16 protein-coding genes are annotated in these 15,254 nt (G+C 45.8%); 6 read left to right on the top strand and 10 right to left on the bottom strand.

Translation table 11 applies throughout. From position 1 onward, the window contains the following. Positions 1-160: 160 nt before the first annotated feature. From QJS83_RS16615 to QJS83_RS16595, 5 genes are all read right to left on the bottom strand, one after another. Entirely contained in the window at positions 161-736 is a 576-nt protein-coding gene (locus QJS83_RS16615) for a hypothetical protein (RefSeq protein WP_284606540.1), read from the bottom strand. Then, positions 717-1,487 (bottom strand): hypothetical protein, encoded by a 771-nt coding sequence (locus QJS83_RS16610; RefSeq protein ID WP_284606538.1) that lies wholly within the window; start codon positions 1,485-1,487, stop codon positions 717-719. Before QJS83_RS16610 ends, QJS83_RS16615 begins: the two co-directional genes overlap by 20 nt. 51 nt (positions 1,488-1,538) lie before the next feature. Beyond that, positions 1,539-4,211 carry a preprotein translocase subunit SecA gene (gene secA, locus QJS83_RS16605; RefSeq protein ID WP_284606537.1) on the bottom strand — a complete coding sequence of 891 codons (2,673 nt, stop codon included), beginning with the start codon at positions 4,209-4,211 and terminating at the stop codon, positions 1,539-1,541. Positions 4,212-4,835: 624 nt separating this feature from the next. Further along, the gene (locus tag QJS83_RS16600) at positions 4,836-5,315 is read right to left on the bottom strand and encodes a tRNA (cytidine(34)-2'-O)-methyltransferase (RefSeq protein WP_284606535.1); all 480 of its coding nucleotides are present in this window, start codon (positions 5,313-5,315) and stop codon (positions 4,836-4,838) included. Then, positions 5,308-5,910, bottom strand: a complete 603-nt coding sequence (locus QJS83_RS16595; RefSeq protein ID WP_284606534.1) for a gamma-glutamylcyclotransferase family protein — start codon at positions 5,908-5,910, stop codon at positions 5,308-5,310. Before QJS83_RS16595 ends, QJS83_RS16600 begins: the two co-directional genes overlap by 8 nt. A 249-nt stretch (positions 5,911-6,159) precedes the next feature. Here QJS83_RS16595 and QJS83_RS16590 point away from each other — a divergent pair, with 249 nt between their 5' ends. Genes QJS83_RS16590 through QJS83_RS16580 form a run of 3 tightly spaced genes read left to right on the top strand, consistent with a single transcriptional unit; the run spans position 6,160 to position 8,375 of the window. Next, the gene (locus tag QJS83_RS16590; protein WP_284606532.1) at positions 6,160-6,498 is read left to right on the top strand and encodes a P-II family nitrogen regulator; all 339 of its coding nucleotides are present in this window, start codon (positions 6,160-6,162) and stop codon (positions 6,496-6,498) included. Between the two features lie 24 nt (positions 6,499-6,522). Next, positions 6,523-7,938, top strand: a complete 1,416-nt coding sequence (gene glnA / locus QJS83_RS16585; protein ID WP_284606530.1) for a type I glutamate--ammonia ligase — start codon at positions 6,523-6,525, stop codon at positions 7,936-7,938. 32 nt (positions 7,939-7,970) lie between these two features. Further along, positions 7,971-8,375, top strand: a complete 405-nt coding sequence (locus QJS83_RS16580; RefSeq protein WP_284606528.1) for a glycine cleavage system H family protein — start codon at positions 7,971-7,973, stop codon at positions 8,373-8,375. A gap of 47 nt (positions 8,376-8,422) precedes the next feature. Here QJS83_RS16580 and QJS83_RS16575 read toward each other — a convergent pair whose 3' ends face one another. Further along, positions 8,423-8,596: a DUF1328 domain-containing protein gene (locus QJS83_RS16575; protein ID WP_284606526.1), complete on the bottom strand. Its 174-nt coding sequence runs from the start codon at positions 8,594-8,596 to the stop codon at positions 8,423-8,425. A 124-nt stretch (positions 8,597-8,720) separates the two neighbouring features. Here QJS83_RS16575 and QJS83_RS16570 point away from each other — a divergent pair, with 124 nt between their 5' ends. Next, on the top strand, positions 8,721-9,608 hold the full coding sequence (locus tag QJS83_RS16570; protein WP_284606524.1) for a DMT family transporter: 888 nt from the start codon (positions 8,721-8,723) through the stop codon (positions 9,606-9,608). Here the strand turns inward: QJS83_RS16570 and QJS83_RS16565 are convergent. After that, a complete protein-coding gene (locus QJS83_RS16565) occupies positions 9,589-10,845 on the bottom strand; it encodes a hypothetical protein (RefSeq protein ID WP_284606522.1) in 1,257 nt (418 codons plus the stop codon). The two genes, QJS83_RS16570 and QJS83_RS16565, sit on opposite strands and share 20 nt — an antisense overlap. A gap of 159 nt (positions 10,846-11,004) precedes the next feature. Here QJS83_RS16565 and QJS83_RS16560 point away from each other — a divergent pair, with 159 nt between their 5' ends. After that, a complete protein-coding gene (locus QJS83_RS16560; RefSeq protein WP_284606520.1) occupies positions 11,005-11,643 on the top strand; it encodes a chalcone isomerase family protein in 639 nt (212 codons plus the stop codon). Positions 11,644-11,656: 13 nt separating this feature from the next. Continuing rightward, positions 11,657-12,637 (top strand): hypothetical protein, encoded by a 981-nt coding sequence (locus QJS83_RS16555; protein WP_284606518.1) that lies wholly within the window; start codon positions 11,657-11,659, stop codon positions 12,635-12,637. On the opposite strand, the gene QJS83_RS16550 is transcribed toward QJS83_RS16555, so the two are convergent. The 3 genes from QJS83_RS16550 to QJS83_RS16540 form a co-directional block, all read right to left on the bottom strand. Next, positions 12,628-14,049: a HAMP domain-containing methyl-accepting chemotaxis protein gene (locus QJS83_RS16550; protein WP_284606516.1), complete on the bottom strand. Its 1,422-nt coding sequence runs from the start codon at positions 14,047-14,049 to the stop codon at positions 12,628-12,630. The genes QJS83_RS16555 and QJS83_RS16550 overlap by 10 nt on opposite strands. Positions 14,050-14,058: 9 nt before the next feature. Beyond that, positions 14,059-14,868, bottom strand: a complete 810-nt coding sequence (locus tag QJS83_RS16545; protein ID WP_284606514.1) for a transporter — start codon at positions 14,866-14,868, stop codon at positions 14,059-14,061. A gap of 83 nt (positions 14,869-14,951) precedes the next feature. Continuing rightward, positions 14,952-15,251 carry a peptidylprolyl isomerase gene (locus QJS83_RS16540; protein WP_284606512.1) on the bottom strand — a complete coding sequence of 100 codons (300 nt, stop codon included), beginning with the start codon at positions 15,249-15,251 and terminating at the stop codon, positions 14,952-14,954. Positions 15,252-15,254 lie beyond the last annotated feature (3 nt).

The following is a 15,254-nucleotide window of genomic DNA, read 5'->3' as shown; positions in this document are numbered from 1 at the left end:
CGCCGAATATTTTTTTAAAAGGGACCCTTTTGTTTAAAAAGGGAAAGCGTATGTTTTTACTGGAAAAATTGTAAACTTTAACAAGTTTTTATTGATACGCGGCATTAACAACAAACTGTTTATCAAAAATTGGTTATTCAATAACAGTTACTTTTAAAGACTATTTTTGCAAAATGACAGGATCAATCAGAGACGGCTGCTTTTTATCCTGCTTCTTTTTCAGCTCTGTTTGCGCGTCTTTCGCGGCTTCTGCAGACACTTCAGGCGCTTCGTATTGAGTTCGCACCTTGCGCAGGGTTTTATTTAAAGAGGCGCTAAGACTTACCTGGCTTTCCATTTCTTCGATGGATTTCAGTTCAATTCTTTCGTACTCGCGCTTTTCTGCAAGGCCCTTTTCTGGATAACGATATTTCAAAAGAGCTCTTTGTTGGTCGTATTCTTTGATGTTGTGCTCAAGATCTTTGTGAATCGTGATCATCTGCCTGATGACTTCATTCACTTGGGCCGCATCTTTGGCACTTTGTTTTGCGGTGATCAGTTTGGCGATTTCGGTTTCACCAGAACGAATTTTCGCCTCCAAGGCGGCGACGCGAGCTTGCACGACGGCGTAAGATTCTTCACTCGTCTTGATTTCTTTGGGCTCTTCTTTGGCCGGAGCACTTTCCCCACCACTGGCAAAAGCCACTGAGCCGTATGTCAAAAAGATTAACGATAACTTAAGAACTTGAGAGCACATCTTGCCTCCAAGAAATTTTAAAAGGCAGATACTTAATTCGGTTGATTAGGACTGAGGCTTTAGCCGGAGTCAGACCCTTTAATACGAGTCGTCCTCCGCCGACGTGAGAAAGCAATTCAGCGACATCCCAGCCAAAACGTGAGTCTGTCATAGCTTCACGCAACTGCAATAAAAGATGACTTGATTCGATGCCATCAATGATCACGGAATATGTCAGAGGCCCTGCCGATGTATTGGCATTCGCAAAATCAGTGACGTCAGAAAAATCAGGAGTATCCGGAGTGCTTGCCGGTGCGGGAGTCGGCTCTTGCACGCGATCCAAAGTCTGACTGAAATCGTAAGGAGCTTCTTCTGTTGAATAAGCTTCCATACCTGCTTCAGCACTCATTTCACCAGGAGTTTCGATGACAGAACCAGGTGGAATCTCTTCAGCTGGCGCTAAATAAGGATCTTCTTGCGGTGCCATCTCTTCAGGAACTTGCTGCGGAATATCTCCGACATATCCTTCCTGTTCAACAGGTGCGGAATAATCAGGAGCCCCGCCGAAAGTGTTGAAGTCTTGTTGAGGTGGTTCGAAAGCAACTCCTCCCTCAAAAGAGGCACCACCTTCGAAATCAGTTCCAGCTTGAATGTCTTGGGGATTTTCAATCGGTTGCTCTTCTTCAACTTCATGTTGAGCGAGCTCCGGTTGCCCATTCCAGTCGATAAAATAAACCGCATTGCAATGGGGACACGTGAACAGCGTCCCCATGTGTTTATCAAGAATCTCTACCGGCTGTTGGCAACTCGGACAAGGGATCAATTATCTTTTTCCTTTACCTTGCTTTTCAGTACGACGACGCTCTTCGCGATTCATCGGACGGTCTTCACGAGGTCCGCTTTGGAAGGTCATTTTGCGCTTCGGCTCTTCAGACACACCAACGTCAGGCAACGAGTGACCGATGTCAGCTTCTGTCGAAGAAGAATAATCCAATTCATCTAAATCGGCTTCTTCAGGGCGCAGGCTTTCCAAAACTTGTTCTTCAGACTGCTGAGCTACAAGTTGAACGCGCATGACTTTTTCAATCGCATCGTTTTTGATCGTGTTGTTCAAAGTTTCAAAAGCTTTGAAAGCTTCTTTTTTATACTCGATCAAAGGATCTTTTTGGGCGTAACCGCGCAAACCGATACCCTCTTTCAACTTATCGATCACGTACAAGTGGTTCTTCCAGTGATGGTCGATGCTTTGAAGAAGAATCATTTTCTGAACCTGTTCAAAGAAAGGACCCATGGACGTTTTTTGACGTTCGAAAACTTCTTTCACACCGTTTTTAACTGCTTCAGTCACAGTGTCGGAATTGATCGGCATTTTTTCGAAATCAACTTTGAAGCCGAAAGTTTGCGCCAAAGAGTTGTTCAAACCGTCAAGGCTCCACTCTTCTTTTTTGCCGTTCTCTGGAACGTAAGTATCAAGAAGATTGGAAACAACGTCACCCAACCAATCCAAAGTCGTTCTTTCGATCTCTTGACCTTCAAGAACTTTTCTACGCATTCCGTAGATCGCATTTCTTTGTTGGTTCATGACGGAGTCGTACTCCATCAAGTTTTTACGAATATCGAAGTTGTGGCCTTCCACTTTGCGTTGCGCGCCTTCGATTGCATTCGTTACCATTTTCGCTGTGATTGGTTCGTCTTCAGGAATATTAAGCATTTCCATGATCTTTTGGATACGCTCACCGTTGAAGATTCTCATCAATTTATCTTCCAAAGAAAGATAGAAGCGAGACTCACCCGGATCCCCTTGACGGCCGGCACGACCACGAAGCTGATTATCAATACGACGAGATTCGTGTCTTTCGGTACCGACGATATAAAGACCGCCCAAAGATCTGACTTCCGCGCGCTCAGCCTCAACTTGTGGTTTTAGCTTCGCTAGCATCTCTTGGTACTCTGGAGAATCGTCATTACCTACAGCCGCTTTCGCCAACATCTCGGCGTTACCGCCAAGCATGATGTCAGTACCACGACCGGCCATATTCGTTGCGATAGTCACAGCACCTTTACGGCCCGCTTGCGCAACGATTTCCGCTTCGCGCTCATGGTGTTTTGCATTGAGGACTTCGTGCTTCACACCTTCTTTACGAAGATAAGAACTCAAAGACTCGGACTTCTCGATGGACTCTGTACCGACAAGAATCGGTTGGCCTTTCGCGATACGCTCTTTGATATCTGCTGTGATCGCTTTGTATTTTGCTTTCTCAGACTTATAAACAACGTCTTCTTGGTCTTTACGTTGAATCGGTTTATTTGTCGGGATCACGTTCACATCAAGTTTGTAGATTTTTTTAAACTCGACAGCTTCTGTGTCCGCTGTACCCGTCATGCCCGAAAGTTTATCGTACATGCGGAAGTAGTTTTGGAAAGTGATTGTCGCCAAAGTTTGGTTCTCGGACTTCACTTCCACATTTTCTTTTGCTTCGATCGCTTGGTGAAGACCGTCACTCCAGCGACGACCCGGCATCAAACGTCCCGTGAATTCATCCACGATCACGATTTCACCGTCTTTGATCATGTATTCAACGTCGCGACGGTAGAGGTAGTGCGCTTTCAAGCCTTGATATACGTGATGAAGAATTTCGATGTTTTGCGGATCGTAAAGGTTCGAAAGACCCATTAGTTCTTCCACCTTCGCGTTTCCTTCATCTGTCAAAGACGCTGTCTTCGTTTTTTCTTCCATCGTGAAATGCACGTCGCGCTTCAAGTGAGGAATGATAGCGTTCACGGCATAGTATTTATCTGTGGAAGCTTCCGCAGGACCTGAGATAATTAGCGGCGTACGAGCTTCGTCGATCAAGATCGAGTCACACTCATCCACAATCGCAAAATGGTGACCGCGCTGAACGTAGTCAGCAAGATCGAACTTCATGTTGTCGCGAAGATAGTCGAAACCGATTTCATTGTTTGTACAGTAAGTGATATCGCAAGCGTACATTTGCTTACGTTGCTGGTCATTCAAGCCATGCACAATCACGCCTGTCGTAAGACCCAACCAACCGTACAAGCGACCCATCCACTCGGCATCACGTTTTACGAGGTAGTCATTCACAGTGACAACGTGAACACCTTTTCCAGTCAAAGCATTGAGGTAAACCGGCAATGTCGCCACAAGAGTTTTACCTTCACCCGTTCTCATCTCGGCAACGTTGCCGCGATTAAGAATAATACCACCGATCATTTGCACGTCGTAGTGGCGCATTCCCAAAACGCGCTTCGAAGCTTCACGACAAACCGCAAAGGCCTCTGGCAAGATGTCATCAACTGTTTCGCCTTTTTTCAAACGCTCCTGAAACTCAGGTGTCTTGGCTTTAAGTTGTTCATCCGTGAGTGCCGCCATCTTTGGCTCAAGAGCATTGATTCGATCCACGATAGGTTGGATCTTTTTCATTTCACGGTCGTGCTTCGTTCCGAATATTTTTGTGAGAATTTGTGTAACCATAGTCTTAGAGAATAGACCCAAACAATGATAAGCGGCAAGGCAAGGGGGCAATTCCAGACTGCGTCATTGGACGGATTATATTAATAAAATTGTAAGCTTATCGTTGTGCTCGACCTAAGCCGTGACTTCGATCGAGGGATTCTGCATTTCCATTTTATACTTTGCTGTCGCTACGTGAGGCACGCCGTCCAGGCTCAGTCAGCGCCGCCTTCGGCGGTTCGGGCCGTCCGGGCCCCGCTGAAGGCCTCTCTACGGACTGCAAAGTATAAAAGTAGCAAGCCAGAATCTCGATGAAACAACATTCAAGACACTACAAAGATCAGAAAAAATTAATTCGAAAAACTCCTCCAAAGATTTTTGAAACGAAATTTCCCTTCCCTTTTTCCTCCATGCGCCTGCGGAAAAAGCTCAGAGTTTTAAAATATTTTAATAAATCACAGGCCGAGCAATCCGAGAGCGAGAGCTCCTGGATTCACCTCCGAAGGAGGGCCTTTGCCGGCGACACGATGTCGCGAACCGCACGTCAGTGCGGCGGCAACTGAGCCTGGAGGGCGTGCCATCCGCAGCGAGGGGAAGCCAGGAGCTCTCGCTCTCGGATTGCGTTCGCGCCAGGGAGTTATGGAATTACTTTGAATAGTTGAGCTGTCGAACGCCTTCGTAGGCGGCGATGGCAACACTAGTGGCTAGGTTGAGGCTTCTAGCGCCTTCGCCGATCATGGGAATGGTGACCGTTTGATTCGGATGTTGTAAAAGAAGATCTGGATCGAGTCCTTTGGTTTCTTTACCAAAGACGAACCAGTCGCCATGTTTGTATTCAGGGTCAAAGTAGGTGCGTTTGGTTTTCGTCGTGAAAAGCCAGATTCGCGATGGGTCTTCGACGAGTTTCCACCAATCGGCGAAAGTTTCGTGACGATGCCAGGTAAGGTGAGGCCAGTAATCGAGGCCCGCGCGTTTGAGGTTGGTGTCGTTGATTTCGAAACCCATTTTTCCCACGATGTGCAGCTCACAGTTCGTGGCCACACATGTGCGCCCGATATTCCCCGTATTTTGTGGAATTTCGGGCTCGATCAATACAATTCGGAATAATTTCTGTGAATCAGGCAAGATGCTTATAAACCTCTTGGCCGAGTTTAGAGAGAGCCAAACGGCGACCTTTATCGACGATCAACTCTAAGTTCATCAACTCACGATACAAAGTGAGATCAATAGGAACAATCTCTCGGCCAGTAGAACGTCCCAACTTTTGAATGTAAGTGATTTGTCTGTCCGTCAACTTGGAAGTCAATGTCGGTTGCTCCGCCATCGATCTTTGCCAGTCTCCGCCAGGAATCACTGTGGCACTCACCGGCAGTTTTAATGGATTCAAAAAGTAAATCCAAGCTTTCACTGGTTGCGAAGAGCCTTCCGGATAAACTTCGATCTCTTCTCTAGAGTAAAGGCTCTTATCCTGATCGTGGCGGTTGAAGCCAAAAAACTCATCAAGAAGACTCAAAAGAATCTCCGAGCCTTTGAGTTCGACGATCTGCCCCGGAACCAAGTCCGAGCCGCCCTTGACGATCGCTGGGAAACCTACCTTGAGACGATAGGCTGTCGCCTTAACTCTCGCAAATACTGAAGATTCCACGAAATTTTGGATTTTTGCGAAGTGAACCATCCCCTCGCACAAAGAACCGTAGAAGAAAAAACGTGTTGTAGTCATTATCCCCCCCGAGCACGACAACAATAGTGGCTTTTCCAAAAAGAGGTCCCGTGTGTACCAAAAACCACATACCTCCGCAAGCCAGTTTCTGGCGGTCTTTCATTTTTTTCATAGAGGTGACACTTACTGTTTTGCGTTATTCGATAATTAAAAAAATTAAATGACTTTAACAGTTTTTGCTTTCTTCGATTCCTTTGCTAACATCTTCAAAAAGTTGTTTTAGGACTTCCTTCAGCACAAAGAAGTTTAATGAAAAAAATTGAGGCGATTATAAAACCCTTCAAGCTCGATGATGTTGTCGACGCTCTTTCCGAGGTCGGCGTTGAAGGGATCACCGTCTCTGAAGTTCGCGGGTTCGGCAGACAAAAAGGTCGCACTGAAGTTTACAAAGGCGCCGAATACGTCGTCGACTTTCTCCCAAAGATAAAAATCGAAGTAGTTTTGCCTGACGCTCTTATAGAGAGTGCGGTTGAAGCTATTCGTAAAACAGCTCACACAGGAAAAATTGGTGACGGAAAGATTTTCGTAATACCTGTTGAGTCAGCACTTCGCATCCGCACCGGTGAGAAGAACGAAGAAGCACTTTAAATTTTTTACGCCCCGGAGGCCAAAATGACAGGAAAAGACGTTCTTAAGTTCGCCAATGAAAAAGGCGCGAAGATGGTAGACCTCAAGTTCTGTGACATGATCGGAACTTGGCAACACTTAACAGTTCCCTTGCATCAACTAACTGAAGATGCATTTGAGAATGGATTCGGTTTCGACGGAAGCTCCATTCGCGGATGGAGAGGGATCGAAGAGTCTGACATGGTGATCATGCCGGATCCTGCGTCAGCAATGATGGATCCTTTCATGCAGGTTCCAACTTTGTCTATCATCTGTGATGTCTGCCTGCCAGAAACGCTACAACCTTACAATCGCGATCCACGCCAAGTGGTGAAAAAGGCGATTGCTTACATGCAGTCAACAGGGATTGCCGACACAGCTTACTTCGGACCCGAAGCGGAGTTCTTTATCTTTGATGATGTTCGCTACGAACAAACAAGCAATTCGGCTTTCTACATGGTAGACAGCGATGAAGCAGTTTGGAATACAGGTCGCGATGAAGGCGGAAAAAATTTAGGCTATAAAATCCGTGGCAAAGAAGGATATTTCCCGGCGCTTCCGACGGATTCCCAACAAGATCTTCGCTCTGAAATTTGTCTTGAGCTTGAAAGATGCGGCATGCAAGTAGAACGTCATCACCATGAAGTTGCAACTGCAGGTCAAGGCGAGATCAACTTCCGCTTCGATACAGCTTTGAACATGGGCGATAAAATGATGTGGTTCAAATACATCGTAAAGAACGTGGCGAAACGTTATGGCAAAACAGCGACGTTTATGCCGAAGCCTCTTTTTGGCGACAACGGTTCCGGAATGCACATCCATATGTCATTGTGGAAAGACGGAAAAAATCTTTTCGCCGGCAACAAGTATGCGGGTCTTTCTGAAATGGCCCTTTACTATATCGGTGGCGTTTTGAAACATGCACCGGCGCTTTGTGGTATCATCAATCCGACGACAAATTCTTATAAACGTTTGGTTCCTGGTTTCGAAGCTCCGACAAAATTGGCTTACAGCTTTAAGAACCGTTCAGCAGCGATGAGAATTCCAAACTCCGGGCCCAATCCAAAAGCAAAACGTATTGAATTCCGCACGCCAGATCCTGGAGCGAACATTTACTTGGCGGAAGCAGCGATCTTGATGGCGGGACTTGATGGAATCATCAATAAAATTCACCCGGGCGATCCATTGGATAAAGACATCTACGGTCTACCTCCGCAAGAGGCAGCCGCGATTCCTTCTGTTCCAGGCACTTTGGAAGAAAGCTTGAATCACTTGAAAGAGAACTGCGGATTCCTGAAAAAAGGCGACGTATTTACTGAAGACCTCATTGAGACTTGGGTCCAGTACAAAATCGACAAAGAAGTTCGACCTGTACAACAAAGACCTGTTCCATATGAGTTCCATTTATATTACGATTGTTAAAACTGCCTCCGGCATCAACTAGGAATATACAGATGGCATCAGACGACGTTAGAAATTTCATGGGTTATTTATGGATCCGCCAAGAAGATGGCGTGATCACTATTGGCATCAACGAAGATGGTCTTGAAGATTTCGAAGAGATCAGCTCTGTTGAACTTCCTGCTGAACAGGAAAAAGTGGATGCTGACGTCGTTATTGGTACTTTGGAAACAGATGACGGTCCATTGGATATTTACTCGCCTGTTTCTGGAACCGTGATTGAAGTGAACAGTCAAGTTGTCGACGAACCATCCATCATCATGGAAGACCCGTACGAAGAGGGTTGGTTGATCCGCATCGAAGCTGATGAAGACTACGATGAGGACGAAGAAGACGAAGATGATGATGATGACGACGACGAGGATGAAGACGACGATTACGAAGATGATGAAGATTAAGCAAAAAGCCCCGGTTCTCCGGGGCTTTTTTGTTTATGCGAGCGTCGTCAACGATGTCTCGGTCGCCCCATGAGATTAATAAGAAAGCTTATGATCGCTAGAGCTAGGAATACCATGAGCAGGATTCTTCCAATTTCCATGGACATTCCGGCGATACCTGAAGCTCCAAAGATAAAAGCAACAATTGCTATTACGAAGAATATAATCGCGGCTCTTAACATGGGATACCTCCTTCCTGAAATCGCTTTCACATTTATTATGCTCTGATGGCGCGCAAGTATTACTCATATTGTACAGTGACACTATTGCAGTGACGCGAACTGGACATTCTGTTACAAAATCTCCATGCCGTCGAAGTTTGAAAACCTCATTCTGTACTCTATATGCACTTTGATCTGGGGCTCGACCTGGCTCGTAATCACCTTTCAAATCGATGCGGCTTCACCAATTACATCTGTTTTCTGGCGTTTTCTTCTTTCGGCAACGCTTCTGTTTTTGTTCTGCTTTTGGAAAAAACAAGATCTGCGCTATGGAAGACGCGAGCACGTGCTGTTCGCTGCACAGGGCATTTTCATGTTCTCGGTAAATTACATGCTGACCTATATTGCCGAGACGATGATTTCGTCAGGCTTAGTCGCCTTAAGTTTCACAGTGCTGGTTTACTACAATATGTTCGGCATGCGATTGTTCTTCAAAAAGCCCATCACCAAAAATGTGATCGCGGGCTCGCTGTTAGGCGGCTTGGGTATTGTCTTTATTTTCCTCAACGAGATTCTGCACTTTGATCCGAATTCGAAAACAATTCTGGGATTGCTTGTCGGGTTCCTGGCCACTCTGTCCGCTTCTTCTGGCAATATGGTCGCGCAAAAAAGTTATCAGCTAAGAATTCCTGTCGTCGTGACAAATACGTTTGGAATGCTCTATGGAAGTCTCTTTACTTTACTGGTCGCCTTGATTCATGGAGATAGTCTTGCCATTCCACTGAACGCGCGTTTCTTGGGAGCTTTGTTTTACTTGGCTCTCTTTGGTTCGGTTATTGCTTTTGGAGCTTATTTGTCTTTAGCGGGAAAAATTGGCGCCGAGAAAGCCGCTTATACCAGCGTTATCTCTCCGGTCATTGCTCTTGTGCTTTCTAGTTTCTTTGAAAATTTCCAGTGGACACCTTATATCCTGATTGGCGTGGTCCTGTGCTTGCTGGGAAATGTTCTGACCCTTACCAAGCGCTCGGCGTAATTCCCGGCGGTAAAAAGAAAACCCCTGTTTGATACATGATCGAAATGGTTCTTTCCGTCGACTTTCGTAAGTCACGACCTTGCGGAGAACCATTGTCGACAATAAGCATACCGTCATCCCCCGCAGAAATATAAGTATGGCCCGGCGACAATCCCGATGCATTCATCATGAACGCACCAAGTGGCGGCTTGAACAGCGCGGAATTCCACGGCACCCATCCCGCCAAATACAATGCCCGCGAAAAATTCGCAACAGAGGCCGTGTTGTACCAGATCAGCTTATTTCCTTTTGCCTTGTTGAAATCATCCGTCACTCGATAGCCCGCGCGTTGGTAAGCCTGACGTAAAAGTTCCGACTGAAACTCAGCGCAAGGAACACTGGCAAAGCCATGACGAACGGCCGTCGCCCGCGTCGCAATGGTCCACGCTCCACGAGTGGCGATGATTCCTCTTCGCTCAAAATGAATCGACCATTTTTTTGCGTTCTCCCTGTCCATCATTAAATAAGACTTCGGTGTCGGTCGCGTTCTATCAACGGCTTTTTTGAGCTCGTTATAAATTCTCTGCCACTTTTCCCGCTCGGCTTCCGGCAATGATTCGGGATTGATTTCTTTATTAAGATGAGCTCCGAATCGTTTCTTCAAAGATTTTTTGTATGAAAACTTAGGCCGTCCCGTTGAAGAGTAAAACTTAAGAAAGCCGGGCGAAGGTTGCTCCGCAAGAATGTGCGCGAAGTTGCCTTTCGTGCCTTGGATGCTTTCTACGATAGAAGCAAAGATATAAAGACCGCCCTCGGTCTGATTGATTTCTGCGATTTTGCTTTCGGGAAACTCTGATTTATATTGTTCTGTGACGGACACCACTTTGACGTTATAGATAAACCCAGTGCTAGATCTTTCTACTCCGCCGCTGGAGTTTCGAAAATCCGCATTTCTAATTTCGTAGTTCTCGGGAATTTCTATCTGAGTTCCCACCGGAAGCTGCACCTTGAACTCAAGCACGTCTTCTTTTTCGTGCCTTAAGTTCATGGCCTCATTGAGAAGTAATCTGATAGTTTTTGTCTTGAGTTCTTTGTCAGGAATAATCGGAAGGATACTTTCCTCAGAATCAGAGTTTACGACAGAGGCCGACTCTGTACCCGATTCATCAGCGCTCGGCCACTGTGTCGATTGCGCCTTCGTCGGAATAGACAAAGACATCAACCCTAGAAGCATCCATGTAAAAATTGCGGGTTTCACGATCACTCCGTTCTTAAAGACACTTTTCCTGAGCCTAAAACTTTATCGTGACCGCCGTTCGCGAACGAATGACAAGACCGAAATCTAAATTACCTATTCTTAAAGGGACTTGCGGCCACAGATCTCCTATCAAAGCTTCTTTACAAAAAGGAGAACCCTATGAAATTTGCATTTGTCGTCGCACCTCTTTTGGCCCTGACTCTTCATGCCGAAGCTTCATTGTTGAAGTTGGAAAAAGGAGCACGCTCTATCGAAGGCGTGAATATTTCAAAGTCAGCGGAGGTCACTCTTGGCAGCGAAAAATCCGCTCTTGGAACTGTCGGCGGAGGATTACGTTGGAAGAAAGTGTTATTCTCCAAGGTCAATGTTTACGTGGCGCAAGTTCTGGTGAGCAGTCCAGAACGCTTTATTAAAAAAGACAAAGAAGCCTTAAAGTCCCTCGAGGACAGCAGCATCACGGCCATCCAAATGACATTTCTAAGAACCGTCGAAGCTGATAAGGTGCAAACATCTTTCCGTGACGCTCTTAGTGTAAATAAAGTGGACTTAAAAAATACGACAATTAAAACTTTCTTAGACGCTGTAAAAAATGGCGGTGATGCTGCTTCCGGCGGATCATTGACGGTTCTTGTTCAGAAACATTCTGACGGATCAGAAACTCTTATTTACGAAGACACGGCTGGGAAACAAACAAAAATCAAAGGCGATCGTGGCTTAGCTCACGATATTTTCGCTATTTGGTTGGGCACACCGGCTGACGACGGCGTCGCCGCCTTAAAGAACGATTTGCTACGCTAATCCGGAGTTATTAATGAAATCAATGATGAAATTCACTATAGCGGGAGTTCTGATGCTCTCGCTTTCAGGCTGTGACGTTAAAGAAGCCATTGATGGAACGAAACAAGTTCCCGGAAAAATGGATCAAATGAACGCCAATATGAAAAAGATGATGGATGAAATGCAGACCACAAATAAAGGCGTGCATGACCAGTCCCTTCTTATTCCTATGGAAAATCTTTTAAAAGAAGAAAACCATGATACGTTGGCGCCGGTCCCTTTTAAGCTTATGCCCTTTGGAAAAAAGTTTGCTGAAGCCGCAACGTCAGAAGAACTTATTGAGCTCACGTACCTGTGGCTTAAAGAAGTCGATGAAGCGATGCCCGCAAAGGATGTCGACGATGATGGTAATGAGGTCGCTTATACAAAAAAGCAGATCCAAAAGATCAATACATATAAGCTGGCAAAGTTGACGGCTCTGCAAGTGATTGCTGGTTTCACCCCCCAGGACACCGTTCAGGAAATTATCCAGCATTATGTCGTTAGCAACTATAAGGACGGTGGTCGTCGTTTTGAAGACACAGCCTACGCCTTTTTGATGTTGCGAACGATGTTTATCCGCGACGTCCTTTTGAAGGAGTCCATTCTTTCAACATCCATCGATAATGTCGGAAAATTAGAAGAGGCCATGAAATACATCAAAAAAATTGATGCCATTGCTCGTCTTCGTTTTTCTGAAAAGATTCAATTTAAATCACGAGGATTGGTTGATAACTCGGGCCGACAACTTGCGGATGATATGCAACCGCAGGAAAAGTTCGATCGTGCGGTAGCAAGTAATCTTTGGCTGTCTTTGCGTGAAAAAGCCCAAGAGCAAATGCGTGTTGAACAACGCAATGTCGGGGAAAATCCGGAAGAAGATCATTCGCTCCTCCAAAAAGAGCAACAAAGACTTCGCTATAATATGCAACTGCTTGAACAAGCCATTGAGTATTGGAAAGGTCGTCAAGCCTGACGACCGACCAAGACCTGGAGTTCAGTAACAAGGTTTTGCATTCCATTTGAAAGGCGCGACATGGTATCGCTTGTTTGCGCCACTTCTTGTGCAACTTGCGCATTTTTTTGCGACGACTGATCCAGCTTATTCATCGCCTCACTGATCAGCGTGATTCCACGCGCTTGCTCGTGGCTTGCACCCGCAATCTGATTGTTGATGTCGAGTACTTTTTCGGCGGAAACCAAAAACTTATTCATAAGGTCGCCGCTTTGATGGGCCGCTTCGCTGCCTTCATGAATACGCATAACGCTTTCTTGGATCATCTTAGAGATGTCTTTCGCCGAATCCGCACTTCTTTGCGCAAGACTGCGGACAGCATCCGCAACCACCGCAAATCCTTTTCCCATCTCTCCGGCACGGGCCGCTTCCACTGAGGCATTTAAGGCGAGAAGATTTGTTTGAAATGCAATGTCGTCGATCACCTGACTGATTTCTTCAATCTTCGCTGCAGAATTCTTTAACGCATCCATCGACTGAATGAGTTTATCCAAAGATTTTGCGCCCTCTTTCGAAGCGAGAAAGCTTTGTTGCGACAACATCGATGCGGATTTTGCGTTTTCAGAATTCAACTTCACCATACTGGAAAGTTCTTCGAGAGATGCCACGGTCTCTTCAAGTGAAGCCGCTGACTGAGTTGCGCCATTCGCCAAGTCCTGGCTGGCTTTATTTAGATGAGAGCTGGTTTCTTCCAAGGAGTTTCCGGTACCGTCAATTTTTTGGGCGAAACCCGACATCCGAGAAACCAAAGTCGTCGTGAGCCATGCTCCACCGATCAAACAGAAAAGTCCACCGACAAGAGATATCACAAGATTGATTGTACGGAACATCCCCCCGGATTCGTGAGCCGTATTGGCGTCGGCCTCAATCAACTCTCCTAATGTTTCCATTTTCCCTTCAAGGATTTTGAAGCTTTCATTAAAACGAGGAAGCTCCTCTAAGGCCACTCTGTAGCCTTGACTTGCAGAGATATCCACAATCTTTTCCGTAAGGGCAATGTAGGCCGCCATTTGCGGTTTAGTATCCGCGATGGCCTTCTTTGTCTCTTCGTTCATTGGCAGATTTTCGAGATTCGTCAGATACTTTCTGAAATCTTCTGATTTCTGTGCCGTCTCTTTTTTAATTTCAGCCAGCTCCTCCGCATTATTGCTTTCAGAAGCAAGAAGAGAAGCCAGAACCACTGAGCGCAGTCCATCGTGCATCATATCCGCTAAAGTCATATTACGAACGGCAGGAAGCTGAACGTCGGCAACATTGTCAAACTGCCCCATCAACCGGGTCGAGTTGACGTAGGAGAGAACCGAAACTCCCCCCAGCACTAAAAGAAAACCGCCGCACAAAAACCACAACTGTTTTTTAAGCGTCAAACCCATAGGCACCAACTACCAAAGTTTTGATTCAATAGAAAGATACAAGAGAACACCACGTTCATGGCTCTCGGCCGACGGCCCTAAACCCAATAAAGCTGCGATGCCCGGAACGATTTCTGTTTCTTGACCCGCTTGAAACGCAGTGCGGATACCTGGAACAACGTAATAAGTAGACTCTGCCGCTTTTGTATCTTGAGCCACGACGGTTTCATTGCTGTTGAACGCAAATTCACAAAGAAGATTTGTCTTTGGAGTCACGTTATAAACGACACTCGTACCAAAGTTATAACCGAAAAGAGTCGCCGTATCGCCGTCCGCGTTTTTCGCGTCTGGCGTGAATGTAAATCCAGCGTTCCAGTGATTCGTCCATTTATCATTCAACGTCAACGAAACGGCTTGATTGAACTGCAAACCAGCAACACCGTTGCCGAATCCTTTTTTGTAGTCGCCTGTAGGAACAATAACCGAAAGTCTGGGTGCGATCGCGACTAGGTCTGTGTTCATCAGTTGATATCTGTAGTTCAAAAGAATATCGCCGATTTGCGTTTGATCGTCTTCGCCGGCTGCTCCGTTTTGTTTCATTACTGGGATAACGAAAGAGAACTGATTCATTTCGTCTTTGATGGGAATTTCGCTGGTAAAGCTATAGTTCCATTCGTGTGCAGGATCGAGATACTGATAAGCTTGAATAAACTGAACCACGCCGGGTTCTTGATTATAAGCTTCTTCAATAAGAAAAGAATTATCCTTCACAGCTTCTTCTGCGAACGCAGAAATACCCGTCATCGCCACAACGCCAGCAACTAATAGACGTAAACTCATTCACCCTCCGGAAATTTGAAAACAGTTTTTCAAATCTTGACCGGAAAATCTACGGAGAACAAAATTTCTTGTTCAAATCCAGCCTAGACCGTTCTTTTGATAAGGTGATAGCCAAACTTTGTTCGAACGGGTTTGCTTGTAATCTCTCCAACTTTCAAGGCAAACGCAGCCTCTTCGAAAGTTTCATCCATGCGTCCCTCTGAGAAAACTCCCAGATCTCCACCCGCCTTGGAAGAGGGGCATTTTGAAAATTGACGAGCTAGTTCCTCGAAACTTTTCCCATCCTTTAATGCACGCAGAATATCTTCGGCCTCGTACTGATGTTGGACAAGAATATGGCTGGCTCTAATTTTCATAAATGTTCCCACTTCAGTTAATTGCATTGA

Origin of the sequence: Bdellovibrio sp. 22V (assembly GCF_030169785.1) — a bacterium.
Classification (GTDB): Bacteria; Bdellovibrionota; Bdellovibrionia; order Bdellovibrionales; family Bdellovibrionaceae; genus Bdellovibrio.
This window is presented reverse-complemented; position numbering and strand designations above follow the sequence as displayed.